Raw genomic sequence first — 13757 nt, 5'->3', positions numbered from 1 at the left:
GCCTCGCTCAATTCCAGTAGCTGCCCTGCACCATGGCTCGCAGGCTGCCGTGGTGCAGGATCAGTGTGTCCGGGTCCGCCGGGACGGCCACTTCGCCGAAGTGGGCCTGCCGGTAGGCGATGCGGAGCATGACGACGGCGTGCCGCAGCGCGGCGTACAGCGTGTAGAAGTCCATGTCGCGCGGCGTGTGGCCGGTGAGCTCGGCATAGCGGGCCTCGACCCGGTCGCGGCGCAGGAAGTCCGGCAGTCCGTGCTGCCCGAAGGCCGCCGTGAGGTCCTGGAAGAAGCGGTGCAGATAGACGGTCCAGCCGAGGTCGACCTCGCGCGGGGCCAGCGCCGCCATCTCCCAGTCCAGGACGGCCGCGGGGGCGAAACCGTCGTAGACGATGTTTCCGATGCGCGCGTCACCCCAGTTGAGGACGGGTGTGCCGGGATCGGCCGGCCAGAGGTCCTCCAGTCGGTCGAACGCGTCCTCGATCAGCGGTGAGCGGGCGAGTCCGTCAATCACCCATTCGTAGTACGTGCGTTGGGCCGTGACGTGCCGCCGCAGCGCGTCACCCTCACCCGGCAGGGCGAGGAACCCGGCCTCTCGCTGCGGTACTTGGTCGTGCAGGCGGGCCAACAGGGCGATCGTGTCCGCCTCCAGTCGCTCGCGCTCCTCGTCGCTCGCCGCGTGCAGCCAGTTGCCCTCGTAGGTGTACGGCATCACGTCCGGCGGCACTCGTCCCGCGACGCGCTCCATGACGAAGAAGGGCGCCCCGAGCGGACCGGGGTCCTCCTCCAGCCACAGCACCCTGGGCACGGGCAGATCGGTGTGTTCGGCGACGACGCGCATCGTGCGGTACTGGCGCGGCATGTCGTACACCGGGAAGACGGTGTACGCCGCCGGGTCGGCCGCGAGCCGCAACGCGCAGGCCGGGGGCACCTCCCGCTCGAGCGAAGCCGAGAGTGGGGGAGGGCGGTTCGGGTGTTCGATGTCGAAGAGCAGGGTCTCGCTGGACAGGCCGTTCGACTCGGGGACGGTGACGCCGACCGCCTCGGCGCCGGGCAGCCGGGTGCGGAGCCAGGCGTTGAGGCGGCGGGTGATCTCCTCCGGGTCGCGGGTGGTGGTGCGCGGGCGCGGTGCCGTGGCTGCCATGACGCGAAACCCCCTAGGGTGCGACCGACTTGAAGTCCGCGAAGCCGCTCGGGTCGTGCCGCCCGAACGAGCCGTGCTCGAAGATGCCGTGACCGATGCGGCCGTCCAACCGGAAGCGCGCGGCGTGGTCGGTGACGCCGTACCCGGCCATGGGGTGGGCCTCGGTGAGGTCGTAGGTGCGCCGGTCGGTCCAGCCGCGCCCGCGCCAGGTGCCGTGCTGCCAGTCGTCGGCGGGCGGGTAGCCGGCGCCGACGGCGAGCGGGGAGGAGGTGAGGACCTCCACCTCCAGTTCCTGCGGCTTGCGGAGGTCGCCGAGGTGGATGAGGGCGCGTTCGGGGTCGCGGGTGCCCGGGCGGTAGGTGATCTCGGCCTGGGGCCAGCCGAGTTGGGTGTCGCGCCGGCCGGGGCGAACCAGCGTCGCCTCGTTCAGCGAGCGGTGCCCGTCGGCGTCCTCCTGGAGGATCACCATCAGGAACCGGTCCTCGAAGCGGACCGGGCACCAGATCCAGTGGAAGCCCTCCGTCGGGTGCTCCTCGGCGAGCCGTCCGCCCTCCTCCCCCGGTATGGGCCGCACACCCCAGCTACGGTCCCGGGTGCCGGTCCACTCGGCAGCGGTGACCCGCAACTCCTCACCGCCGGCCCGGATCACCCCCGCCACGCTCCCCGCCTGCACGAAGCGGCGCCCTTCGAGGGTGAGCCTGTCGCCGCGGCGCTGGACGTGATGGGGTTCCCACAGGGCCGGGAAGTCGGCGGTCCAGGAGAGGTCGTACGACAGGGAGTCGTCGTCGCACACGAGGCGCAGCCGGCGCAGCGGCCTCTCGACCTCGATCCGCAGCGGCCCGACGGCGAGCCGCATCCGGTCCTCGCCGAGCGCATCCGAGGCCCGTACGGCGCGCAGGGTGTCCCCCACCCTCAGGGTCGCGTACGCGTCGATCACCCCGGCGTTCGGGTACACCCCGAGGCCGAGGATCAGCAGGGCACGTCCCCGGTGGTCGAGGACGTGGAAGATGCAGCGGTCGTAGGCGTTGCGGTCGCTGGTCGCGACGTGCTTCATGGACAGGGGCACCTGGTGCACCGGGTACTCGTCGAGCGGTACCGGGCGGTCGTCGTCGGCCACGGCAAACCTCCCTGGACTCGGGCTGGGCTGACGGTACGTCAGACAGCCTCGGGTGACCAGAGAGGGAACCGGACGCGGGTGAACTCACGCCCGATTCCGACGGGCGGTGACTTGTCCCGCCACCTCCGCGTTGCCCTGGTATGCCCCACACCTACTACGGGACCGGGCCCCAGCGCCGCGTCTTCGTCCCCCGGCCCGCAGGAACGCTTCAGCCGCCTGCGCCCCCGCAGCAGCAGGATCCGCCGATCTACCGCGATCTGATGCGGATGTGGGCGGACCGGGGCCGTACTCTGCCCGGGCGCCACGACCCGGAGTGGATCCGGCTCGCGGCGCCGCAGGTCAAGCACGGTCAGTTCAGCGTCCCTCGGGACCAGCTAGGTGACGGGCGATGACCATCCGCTGAATCTGGTTCGTGCCCTCGACGATCTGGAGGACCTTGGCCTCGCGCATGTAGCGCTCGGCCGGGAAGTCCGCGGTGTAGCCGTACCCGCCGAGGATCTGGACGGCGTCCGTGGTGACCTTCATCGCCGTGTCGGTGCAGTGCAGCTTGGCCATCGCGGCCTGCTTGGCGAACGGCCGGCCCGCGTCCCGCAGTCGCGCCGCCGCGAGATACAGCGCGCGGCCCGCCTCGATCTGGGTGGCCATGTCGGCCAGCATGAAGCGCAGCCCCTGGAAGTCGGCGATCGGCTTGCCGAACTGCCGGCGCTCGGTCGCGTAGGTCAACGCCTCGTCGAGCGCCGCCTGGGCGACGCCGATCGCGCAGGCCGCGATGCCGAGCCGGCCGGAGTCGAGCGCGGACAGGGCGATGGCGAAACCCTGGCCCTCGTCGCCGATGCGCCGCTCGTCGCCGACCCGGACGCCGTCGAAGTGGACCTGGGCGGTGGGCGATCCCTTCATGCCCATCTTCTTCTCGGGCGCCGCCGCACTCAGGCCGGCCGCGTCACCGGGCACCAGGAAGGCGCTGATCCCGCGCGGGCCGTCATCGCCGGTGCGGGCCATGACGGTGTAGAAGTCGGCGATGCCGCCGTGGGTGATCCACGCCTTGGTGCCGGTGATCACCCAGTCGTCGCCCTCGCGCACGGCCTTCGTCCGCAGCGAGGCGGCGTCGGATCCGGAAGCCGGCTCGGAGAGGCAGTACGCGCCGAGGAGCCCGCCGCCGAGCATCGCGGGGAGGTGCTCGACCTGCTGCTGCTTGGTGCCGTAGCTGGCGAGCGCGTAGGACGCCAGGGTGTGCACGCTGACGCCGAGGCCGACGGTGAGGCGGACCGCGGCGAGCTCTTCGAGGACCTGGAGGTAGACCTCGTACGGCTGGTCGCCGCCGCCGTACTCGGAGTCGTACGGCAGGCCGAGCAGTCCGGATTCGGAGAGCAGGGTGAAGACCTCGCGCGGGAAGCGTCCGGCGTCCTCCTCCTCGGCCGCCTTCGGGGCGATCTCGCGCTGCGCGATGTCGCGGACGAGCGAGATCAGATCCCGGGCCTCGTCCGTGGGCAGTTGACGGTCCACCGGCTGCGGGGCGCGGTCGGGCATGGCGACGATCCTCCCTGTCGGGCACGTCGGCGGACGTACGCCTTGGGTGGGGCGGCTCCGCCGGGTCTCACTGGTGCCGGGCCGATGCTCGCATTCCCGGGTCTCGGAAGCTGCTGACCAGCGGCTGTGCGCTGTGAGTATGCCCGATCGGAGGCATCGAGTCACCAGTTAACGACCGCTCACTTCAAGAAGTGTCCGACACGTCATCGACGCTTCCAAAATTGGTCCGAACCATTGACGTACTGGTCTAGTCCTCCTACGGTGACGGATCAACGCATCATCGCGTCCATGCCAATCGGCACATGCTCCCCTCTCCCCCACGAGGAGACACCCGATGCACCTCTCGCACCGCCCCCGCGCCCGGCTGATGGCGCTCGTGTCCGCCGCGTGCGCGGCCGTGCTCGGCGCCGGAATGCTCGCCGGCGCGGGCACCGCCACCGCAAAGCCGTCGAACGCCGCACAGCCCGCACCGAGGCCGGCCGCCGGCTCCAAGGTCGTCGGCTACTTCACCGAATGGGGCACCTACGACCGCAAGTACTACGTCAAGAACGTCGAGACCTCGGGCTCGGCGGCCAAGCTGACCCACATCAACTACGCCTTCGGCAACGTCACCGGCGGCAAGTGCGCGATCGGCGACTCCTACGCGGCGACCGAGCGCACCTACACCGCCGCCGAGTCCGTGGACGGCGTCGCCGACACCTGGGACCAGCCGCTGCGCGGCACGTTCAACCAGCTCCGCGAGCTGAAGAAGAAGCACCCCGGGCTGAAGGTCCTGTGGTCCTTCGGCGGCTGGACCTGGTCGACCGGCTTCGGCGAGGCCGCACGCAACCCGGCCGCGTTCGCCCAGTCCTGCTACGACCTGGTCGAGAACTCCAAGTGGGCGGATGTCTTCGACGGCATCGACATCGACTGGGAGTATCCGAACGCCTGCGGTGCCACCTGCGACACCAGCGGCCGGGAGGCCTTCAAGAACCTGATGTCCGCCGTGCGTGCCAAGTTCGGCTCCGGCAACCTGGTCACCGCCGCGATCACGGCCGACGCGACGAGCGGCGGCAAGATCGACGCGGCGAACTACGCGGGCGCCGCGCAGTACGTCGACTGGTACAACCCGATGACGTACGACTTCTTCGGCGCCTGGGACGCGACCGGTCCGACGGCTCCGCACTCCGCGCTGAACTCCTACTCCGGCATCCCGAAGGCGGGCTTCCACAGCTCGGCGACGATCGCCAAGCTCAAGGGCCTCGGCGTCCCGGCGTCCAAGCTGCTGCTCGGCATCGGCTTCTACGGCCGCGGCTGGACCGGCGTCACCCAGTCGGCGCCCGGCGGTACGGCGACCGGGGCGGCCGCCGGTACCTACGAGGCGGGCATCGAGGACTACAAGGTCCTCAAGTCCAAATGCCCGGCGACCGGCACGGTGGGCGGCACCGCGTACGCCAAGTGCGGGAGCAACTGGTGGAGTTACGACACCCCGGCGACCATCGCGACCAAGATGACGTACAAGAACCAGCAGGGGCTGGGCGGGACCTTCTTCTGGGAGCTGAGCGGGGACACGGCGAACGGTGAGCTGATCAAGGCGATCAACTAGCCGGTCCCACGGGGGGCTTGGGGCGGAGGACCACGAGACCTCCGCCCCATGCGCGTGCCCGGGGTCAGTCGTCCCGACGGGCCGGCTCCGGGGTCCGGTAGGTGGGGTCGAGCTCCTCGATGGAGCGCATGGCGCCGCCGAGCATCTTCACCAGCAGCTCGCGCATGGTGTCCCGGGGCAGCTCGGGGCGGTCTATCCAGTCGAGGGTGGCGCCCTCCACGCTGCACACCCAGGCGAGCAGGCCCATGCGGGCCAGCGGGGCGAGGTCGGTACGGCCGTACGCCCCCTCGGCGAGGGTCGCGACGATCGCCTCGCGCACGCCGTCCCGGATGGCGTGCACCTCGGCGTCGAAGCCGACGCCGCCGCTGACGATGGTGCGGTAGGCGGCCTGGTTGTGCTCGGCGTAGCGCAGATAGCTGTCGATGGTGCGGTGGACCCGGTCCGCCGGATTCAGTTCGATGCCGCTCGCCGCGTAGGTGACCAGGTCGGCGACGGAGTCCTGGATGATCGCCAGGTAGTAGCCGCGCTTGGACTGGAAGTAGTAGTAGATGAGCCCCTTGGCGACATGGGCCTGGCGTGCGATGTCGTCCATGGAGAGCGCGTCGTACGACGTGTCGGCGAACAGCTTCCGCCCGATGGCGATGAGTTCGGCACGGCGCGCCACCGAACGTTCGGTACCGCGGGCCCGGGGACGGGCCGCGTCGCGCTGTTGACTAATATTCAATTTAGACCCTGTTGTTCAACGGGCTGCGGGACATCGGCAGTATGCCAGACCTCCACCGGCCGCCCGTTCGAGTCTGAGCGACCCTGACGGACCCGATGACAACAGGGTCGATATATGTCCACACAAATGGTTCTGTGTGGGTCAGCTCACAGCAGACCGAGCTGGGTGACCAGCATCGCGACGACCACGACGAGGGTCCACCCGAGGGCGTGCTCGAGGATCTTCGGGCCGTCTTCCTTGGGGCCGCCGGTGCGGGCTCGGGCGGCGGCTGTGGCTGAGTGCGCGGTCATATGCCCACCTTGCCATCACAAGCGGCTTATGCGGCGGAGACCTTGCTCACAGGACGCCCACCGCCGCGAGCGCCGCGCGCTGGCGCGGGTTCGGACACGCGGGGAAGTAGAGATAGCAGACGCCGCCGGTGCCGGAGACGATCTTGCCGCTCGCGTTGTACCGCTTGGTCCGCAGCCAGATGTTCTCCCACTCGCGCCGCTTGTAGACGCGCCGCACCGCCTCGTTGCTCGCCGAGTTCGGGTCGTTGGCGATCACGTCCCCGTCGGCGGTGAAGCCGATGACCGTCATCAGATGGCCGGCGGTGCCGTACCCCGCCCCGGTCAGCTCCTCCTTCAGGAAGGACTGGGACGTTATGGCCGGGATGCCGGCCGCGATCAGCGTCTCCAGGTCGGTGAGCGAGCCGAGCCGGGTGACGACGCCCTGGAGGTCGTCGAAGGTGGCGGCGTAGGCGGCGTTGAACGGCCAGTTCCCGCAGCCCTCGTACTGGTAGTCGTAGGTGAACCGGGCCGCGTGGCAGACCTGCGGGTCGGCGAACGCCGGGTCGACCCAGGACACCTGCTCCGGGGTGAGACGGCCGCCCCAGTACTCGATGATCATCTGCGAGGAGGTGGGGCTGCACCAGGCCTCGCCGCCGTTGTCGTACTCCGGGTACTGGCCGACGTGGGTCTCCTGCGAGTAGCGCGGGACGATCAGCTCCTGGGCGAGGCCGGGGGTGGAGGCCGGGACGGTGAAGCGGTCGGGGACGTCGGAACCCATCGCGCCGACCCGCCAGACCTTGGGGGTGAGCCGGGTGCCGGGCCTGCGGTAGAGGGTCAGCCGCAACCGGTACTCGGTCAGGCGCAGCCCGGTCGCCGGGTCGTCGATCGCGAACGTGTCGGTCCAGACGCTGCTCCTGCCGTCGCTCTGGTCGTCGACCGAGGTCCGCCGGATGTCCTGGTCACCGGCCGCCCAGCGGCCGAGCACATACCAGGGAGTGGCCGTGCCGTCGGAGTACGTGCCTTCGAGTTCGATCTGCAGCCAGGTGCCCTCGGGGGTGTGCGCGCTCCAGGAGGCGATCACCTCGGTCGCCGGCACGCCGAGCCGGTGGACGGGGGAGGTCCAGGTCGCGTACTCCCAGCTCGCGGTGCGGCCGGTGTGGGGGTCCGTGTAGTCGAAGGTGCCGACGGGAGCGGTGATCACGACGCCGGGGCGGCGGCCGGCGAGGGCCCGGGTGCCCTGGGCGGTGCCGCAGCGCCAGTCGCGGTACGTGGTCCAGGCGCGGTTGTCGACGGTGCCGGCCCGGGCGTCGGCGGGGGGCGGGGCATCCGCGGCGGTCTCGGCGGCGCCGTCGGCGGCGGCCGGGCCCGCGCCGCCGGCGACGGCTGCGGCGACCGCGGCGGCGAGGACGGTTCTGCGGGAGGGCTGTTCGGCTCTGCTCATGGGCGGATGACCCCCAGGTGTCCGAGTCGGGCGGATCCTTCGCACGGTTGTCCGCCAACTATGAACGCCGGAGGCGGCCTCGGCCAGCACTTCGGTCCCTGGCGTGGCTACGAATATTGGTGTCGACCATTGGCATGACCCGAGCAACGCTGGCGACCCAATCCCCTTGCACACAGGGGGAGATGAGGAACCGGCTGCCCGGTGCACGCCGCCGCGACGGCGTGCACCGGGACCGATGACGATTCGTCAGACCAGGTCCATCGCCGCCACCTCGTCGGGCCGGCCGTAGCTGACCGGGCCGCGGAAGCGGCGGCGGGCGCTGGTGAACCACCACACCGTGGCCACGGCCAGGACGCCGGCCAGGGCGACCGGCGCGTAATTGAAGGAGTCGGCGGTGACCGGCGCGGCCTGCGGCAGCATGAACAGGACACTGCTGACCAGGATCCAGGTCACCGCGACGATCCCGACCGGCCTTCCCCAGCGGCCCAGATGCCAGGGGCCCGGCTGGAACTCGTCGCCGAGCCGCAGCCTGAGCAGGATCGGGACGGCGTAGGCGAGGAAGAGCCCGACGACGTTGACGCTGACGATGGCCGTGAACGCGGTGTGCGACCACCAGCCGGGCAGCACGAGCGTCAGCGAGCAGCCGACCGCCAGCCAGACCGCCTTGACGGGGGTACGGGTGCGCGGCGAGACCGAGTGCCACCAGCGCGAACCCGGCATCGCGCCGTCCCGGGAGAAGGCGAAGATCTGCCGGGTGTTGCTGGTGAGATTGGCCAGGCCGCAGAAGAGCATCGCGCCGATCACGATCAACAGCAGCGCCTTCGCACCGCCGAGCCCGAGTCCGTCGATCAGAATCTGCACCGGGGGTGCGTCGGCGCCCGCGACCCGGTCGTAGTCACGAATGCTGTAGACCAGTGCCAGCATCAGCAGCAGTCCCGCGATTGCCGAGTATGCGATCGCCCGCGTGATGCCCTTCGGGGCGTTGACCGTGGCCCGGACCGTTTCCTCGGACATGTGGAAGCTGCCGTCGAAGCCGGTGAAGGTCCAGCTCGTGACGAGCAGTCCGAGCATGCCGCCGTAAAGGCCGCTCGTGAAGCCGGTGTTGTTCGCGAAATGCGTGACATACGAGGCCGGCTGATGGTGATCGGGAATGACGATCAGCGCCGTCACGATGACCACGAGTCCGCTGAGCAGCCACCAGACGGAGATCCTGTTCAGTACGGCGACGAGCTGAACGGTGTAGGTGTTGGCGAGCCCCTGGAGCACGATGATCAGGGCCGTGATCAGCACAGTGCGGTGGCCGGTCGGCTCGTACGCGGGCCACTGGAGGGCGATGAGGGCCTGGATGAAGGTGGCCGCGGCGTACCCGGTGGCGGCCGTTCCGCCGACCTGGCCCACGAAGTTCAGCCAGCCGGTGTACCAGGACCAGGCGCCCTTGTGGCGTTTGGCGAGTTTCCCGGCGGAGAAATACAGCGCACCGCTCGTCGGATAGGCGGAGGCGACTTCCGCCATCGCTGCTCCCACGAAGAGCACCATGACGGATACGCCTATCCAGCCGAAGACCAGAATGCTCGGGCCGCCCGCGTTCAGACCGAACCCGAATCCCGAGAAGATACCCGAGATGATGTTGATGATGGTGAACGAGATGGCGAAATTGTCGAACGCCTGAAAGCGTCGCGTGAGTTTTCTCGGATAACCCATCGCATGCAGTGTGGCGTCGTCGTCGAGCGCGTGCGGATCCGCTTCACCACGCGCTCGGGCACGCGGGGCGGATATCCGGTGTGACACGGGCCGGACCTTTCTCTCGGTGGGGGGTGGTGGCACGTCAGGCGCCCGGCACGGGCAGCCCGCAGGCGCGGCGCGCCCGGGAGAGCTGCTCGGCCGGGTCGCCGAAGACGGACCAGGGCATGCGCGAGGCGTAGGGGCCCATCGCCGTGAAGACGGCGCGTGCCGACGCCTCGCACCCGGCCATGACCAGGGCGTGTGCGAGGTAGGCCAGGTCGAGGACCGGAGTGAAGGGGGTGCCGGCCACCACGGGCAGCCAGCTCTGGTGGATCTCCAGGGCGGTCGAGCGCCACTGCGGCTGCTCCCAGACGCGGTCGGCGAGCAGTTGGGTGGGGTCGTAGCACTCGACCAGGGCGACCAGCGGCAGCAGCCGCAGCGGCGAGTCGGCGGGCGCCCGCTGGCCGAGGAAGGCGGCGACGTCCCAGGCGGCCGTCACGGAGCCGCCGTAGCGGGGGAAGAAGCAGGCCAGAAAGCGGTGGTGGGCCTCGCGGTGCCAGGGGTCGAGGGACAGGACGTGCGCGAACAGGCGCCACGGCCCGGGCGGCGCGGTGAGCAGACCGCGCGGTGCCTGGTCGCGCAGCCGGTGCAGCCGGGCCATGGCCAGTTTGGCCACCCAGGGCGTGGGATCGGCGGGGTCGGTGGTCGCGGCCCGCTCGCAGGCGGCCAGCGCTATCCGCTCCAGCGCCTCGGTGCGCGGGTCGCGGGCGTCGGCCGCGCGCAACGCCCGCAGCACGGCGACCCGCGCCCACATCAGGGCGGCCTCGGGACCCGGTTCCTCGGTCAGCCAGCGCTCGACGAGGTCGGAGCCGGCGGCCTCCGAGGCGAGCACGAGGGAGCGGTGGGCACGCAGGGCGAAGTCACCGCGAGTTTCGGCCAGGGCGTCGCGGGAGCTCAGATAGCGACCGGCCCGGACATCGACGCACACGCTCGCCAGCACGCGGTCATCGGCCGCCGGATGCCAGACATACTGCCCTTCGAATAACCCCGCGGCCATGTGTCCCAGCCCATCCCCGTTACGTCACCTCACAGTTGCACAACTGGCACCCTACTCAGCGTGGGCCCCAACCGGAACGCGGATTTCGCTGTGGTGGCCGGAGTTTTTCGGCGGCATTGCCGACATCCGCCGGCTAGTTCAAAGTGACACCTTTTCTCATCCCGCCGGCCCATCCGCTTTCACCCGCTACTAGAATGTTCCAACGAAATATGCCCTGCCCCGACCAGGTTTCAGGAAAAACGATTCACGAGCTCGCCGCGCAACTGCGCCGCCTCCCCCCGTCCTGCGGCCCCGTCCGCCTCATCGGCGTCGACGGGCACGCCGGCTCCGGAAAGTCCACGTTCGCCGGACGGTTGGCCCGGGAGTTGGACGACGCCCCGGTGTTGCACCTCGACGACATCGCCAGCCACGACGAGCTGTTCGAGTGGACGGAGCGCCTGCTGGCCCAGGTGATCGCACCGCTCGCCCAGGGCCGGACCGCCCACTACACCCCTTACGACTGGCGGGCCCGGCGCTTCGGCGCGCCGCTCGCCCTGCCGCCCGCCCCGGTGATCGTCGTCGAGGGCGTCGGCGCCGGCCGCCGCGCCCTGCGCCCGCACCTCGCCCAACTGCTGTGGATGGACGTGCCGCACGAGGAGTCGTGGACACGAGGTCGCTCACGGGACGGCGAGGAACAGCGGGAGTTCTGGGAGGGGTGGGTCACGGCGGAGCTGAGTCACTTCGCCGAGGACCCTTCGCGGCCCTTCGCCGACCTTCTGGTTCGTCAGTGCGGCAAGGGATATGAGGTGGTTCCTGGGCCTGCCGGGACTGCTGGACCGGACCGGTCCATCACAGACGGTGACGACCCATCGGCAATGTGCTGAACTTGTGAAGAGCCCCGTCGGACAAGTTCCCGGAGTGCTTCAACTCGGCTTGACCCGGGGGCCGTACAGGACTTACGTTCTGAATGTGCGGTCATTCGAGACCGCCCCGCAGTCGCGAAGCCCCCGGTTGTTCCCCCGTGATCGGGGGCTTCGTTCTGCCCTGACTTCACTTTTCGGGCGCCGAGAGGCGTGATTTGCTCACCCTCGGTCACCGCCCGCCCTCCCCCCGATCTGCTCCCACCTCGCCAAACGGCCGGTGCGGCACCCTGGGGCGGGCCATGCCCTCGCAGGTACGATGCCCTCGGTGCGACGTTCGGACGGCTGCTCTGCGCACCGTTGCAACTCCGGTCCGCGGTAAGGCGGTTCGATCCACCTGATCAAGGCGGCCGGCGGGCGAGCGGCCTGCCAACCGACGGGGGCACGGTTTGTGGGGGACGTGATGGACTTCGGCACGCAGGGCCCCGAGGCCCCGGCCGACCTCGCCTGGTTGCGAGGTGTGGATGCCTACACGATGGGGGCGTATCCACAGGCGGAGGAGGAGTTCCGCACAGCGGTGCGGATCGATCCCGGGATGGCAGACGGCTGGCTCGGGCTGCACGCGCTGCGCGTCGACACGACGACCGCGCTGCTGCGGATGTTCCGGCACCGGGACCGCTTCGGGGAACAGCGCGCCCGGCACCGCCGCACGCTCAACTCCTGGTACTGGCTGGGCTGGTGGGTGCAGCCGGTCCTGGAAAGCCCCCGGGACCTGCTGCTGGCGCACACCTCGCACTGGCTGGACGGCCGGCACGTCCCGGAACTGGACCGGGCGCTCGCCGGGCTCCCGCCGGTGGACACCGACCACCAGGTCCGTTTCCTGCACGCCTGCCGCGCCTATCTGGTGAAGGACTGGGAGCAGCTCGTCCGGCACACCGAACCGCTGCTCGACGATCCGATGCTCGGCATCGAGGCGGGCCTGTTCGGCGGCATGGCGCGGGTACGGCTGGAGATGTACGGGCAGGCCGAACCGCTGCTGTCGGCCGCGCTGATGCGCTGCCGCAGCGAGCAGCCGCAGCGCAAGGAGCTGCGCTACTGGCTGGCCCGGGCGCACGAGGGCACGGGCCGCTCCGCTGCCGCGCTCCCCCTCTACCGCGCCGTGCACCGCGTCGACCCCGCCTTCATGGACACCTCGGCCCGGCTCGCGGCCATCGCCGAGGGCGACGGGTACGAGGACCCGACCGACCTCGCGGCGATCACGCTCACCGGCTTCGGACAGGACGTGGCCGACGGGCTCGACCCGCTCTTCGGCACCGAGGGACGGGACCTGAAGCTGTCGGACCCCGACCTGCCGCCCACGGGCTCGCTGCCGTCGGTGGTGGATCCCGCGGTGCGCGAGAGGACCACGGTGTCCGCGCAGTCGCTGCCCGCCGGGCCGACCGACCCCGCGTTACTCGAGGAGGCGCTCGCCGAGCTCGAGCGCATGGTGGGGCTCGAGCCCGTCAAGCGCCAGGTCAAGGCGCTGTCCGCCCAGTTGAACATGGCCCGGCTGCGCGCCGGGCAGGGGCTGCCGGTGCAGCCGCCGAAACGGCACTTCGTCTTCTCCGGCCCCTCGGGCACCGGCAAGACCACCGTCGCCCGCATCCTGGGCCGCGTCTTCTACGCCCTCGGACTCCTCGGCGGCGACCATCTCGTGGAGGCCCAGCGCGCCGATCTGGTCGGCGAGTATCTGGGCCAGACGGCCGTGAAGGCCAATGAGCTCATCGACTCAGCGCTCGGCGGGGTCCTCTTCGTGGACGAGGCCTACTCCCTGTCGAACACCGGCTACGGCAAGGGCGACGCCTACGGCGACGAGGCCCTGCAAGTGCTGCTGAAGCGGGCGGAGGACAACCGGGACCACCTGGTCGTGATCCTCGCCGGCTACCCCGAGGGCATGGACCGGCTGCTGGCCGCGAACCCCGGACTGTCCTCACGCTTCACGACCCGCGTCGACTTCCCCTCGTACCGCCCCCTCGAACTGACCTCGATCGGCGAGGTCCTCGCCGCCGAGAACGGCGACGTGTGGGACGAGGAGGCACTGGACGAGCTGCGGTCGATCGCCGGGCACGTGGTCGACCAGGGGTGGATCGACGAGCTGGGCAACGGACGGTTCCTGCGGACGCTGTACGAGAAGAGCTGCGCGTACCGGGATCTGCGGCTGACGACCTACCCGGGGGCGCTGACGCGGGACGAGCTGTCCACGCTCCGGCTGCCGGATCTGATGCAGGCGTACGGCGAAGTGCTGTCGGGACGGGGCCCGCAGGATCCGTCGGCCATGTGACGGATCCCGCGGTCCCGC

At 70.4% G+C, this 13757-nt stretch carries 11 protein-coding genes; 3 read left to right on the top strand and 8 right to left on the bottom strand.

The annotated features are described in order from the left end of the window. Positions 1-7: 7 nt before the first annotated feature. From ACZ69Q_RS36830 to ACZ69Q_RS36820, 3 genes are all read right to left on the bottom strand, one after another. A complete protein-coding gene (locus tag ACZ69Q_RS36830; RefSeq protein WP_471050781.1) occupies positions 8-1138 on the bottom strand; it encodes a phosphotransferase family protein in 1131 nt (376 codons plus the stop codon). Positions 1139-1151: 13 nt separating this feature from the next. Next, the gene (locus ACZ69Q_RS36825) at positions 1152-2192 is read right to left on the bottom strand and encodes an Rv3169 family protein (RefSeq protein ID WP_471050906.1); all 1041 of its coding nucleotides are present in this window, start codon (positions 2190-2192) and stop codon (positions 1152-1154) included. A 417-nt stretch (positions 2193-2609) separates the two neighbouring features. Then, positions 2610-3782, bottom strand: a complete 1173-nt coding sequence (locus ACZ69Q_RS36820) for an acyl-CoA dehydrogenase family protein (protein WP_471050778.1) — start codon at positions 3780-3782, stop codon at positions 2610-2612. Positions 3783-4116: 334 nt separating this feature from the next. Here ACZ69Q_RS36820 and ACZ69Q_RS36815 point away from each other — a divergent pair, with 334 nt between their 5' ends. Continuing rightward, a complete protein-coding gene (locus ACZ69Q_RS36815; RefSeq protein ID WP_471050775.1) occupies positions 4117-5367 on the top strand; it encodes a glycoside hydrolase family 18 protein in 1251 nt (416 codons plus the stop codon). Between the two features lie 64 nt (positions 5368-5431). Here ACZ69Q_RS36815 and ACZ69Q_RS36810 read toward each other — a convergent pair whose 3' ends face one another. From ACZ69Q_RS36810 to ACZ69Q_RS36790, 5 genes are all read right to left on the bottom strand, one after another. Further along, positions 5432-6091 (bottom strand): TetR/AcrR family transcriptional regulator, encoded by a 660-nt coding sequence (locus ACZ69Q_RS36810; RefSeq protein ID WP_471050772.1) that lies wholly within the window; start codon positions 6089-6091, stop codon positions 5432-5434. 146 nt (positions 6092-6237) lie between these two features. Further along, positions 6238-6381, bottom strand: a complete 144-nt coding sequence (locus ACZ69Q_RS36805) for an SCO1431 family membrane protein (RefSeq protein ID WP_471050769.1) — start codon at positions 6379-6381, stop codon at positions 6238-6240. A gap of 46 nt (positions 6382-6427) precedes the next feature. Continuing rightward, the gene (locus ACZ69Q_RS36800; RefSeq protein ID WP_471050766.1) at positions 6428-7801 is read right to left on the bottom strand and encodes a peptidase C39 family protein; all 1374 of its coding nucleotides are present in this window, start codon (positions 7799-7801) and stop codon (positions 6428-6430) included. Between the two features lie 246 nt (positions 7802-8047). Beyond that, positions 8048-9589 carry an amino acid permease gene (locus ACZ69Q_RS36795; RefSeq protein ID WP_471050763.1) on the bottom strand — a complete coding sequence of 514 codons (1542 nt, stop codon included), beginning with the start codon at positions 9587-9589 and terminating at the stop codon, positions 8048-8050. A gap of 37 nt (positions 9590-9626) precedes the next feature. Then, on the bottom strand, positions 9627-10580 hold the full coding sequence (locus tag ACZ69Q_RS36790) for a hypothetical protein (protein WP_471050761.1): 954 nt from the start codon (positions 10578-10580) through the stop codon (positions 9627-9629). Between the two features lie 194 nt (positions 10581-10774). Here ACZ69Q_RS36790 and ACZ69Q_RS36785 point away from each other — a divergent pair, with 194 nt between their 5' ends. Continuing rightward, the gene (locus ACZ69Q_RS36785; protein ID WP_471050758.1) at positions 10775-11443 is read left to right on the top strand and encodes a uridine kinase family protein; all 669 of its coding nucleotides are present in this window, start codon (positions 10775-10777) and stop codon (positions 11441-11443) included. A 439-nt stretch (positions 11444-11882) separates the two neighbouring features. Continuing rightward, positions 11883-13739: an AAA family ATPase gene (locus ACZ69Q_RS36780; RefSeq protein ID WP_471050755.1), complete on the top strand. Its 1857-nt coding sequence runs from the start codon at positions 11883-11885 to the stop codon at positions 13737-13739. Positions 13740-13757: the final 18 nt, after the last annotated feature.

This window comes from Streptomyces sp. NPDC036764, assembly GCF_055609385.1.
The sequence above is the reverse complement of the archived record's forward strand: the minus strand, read 5'-3'. Positions and strand labels throughout refer to the sequence as shown.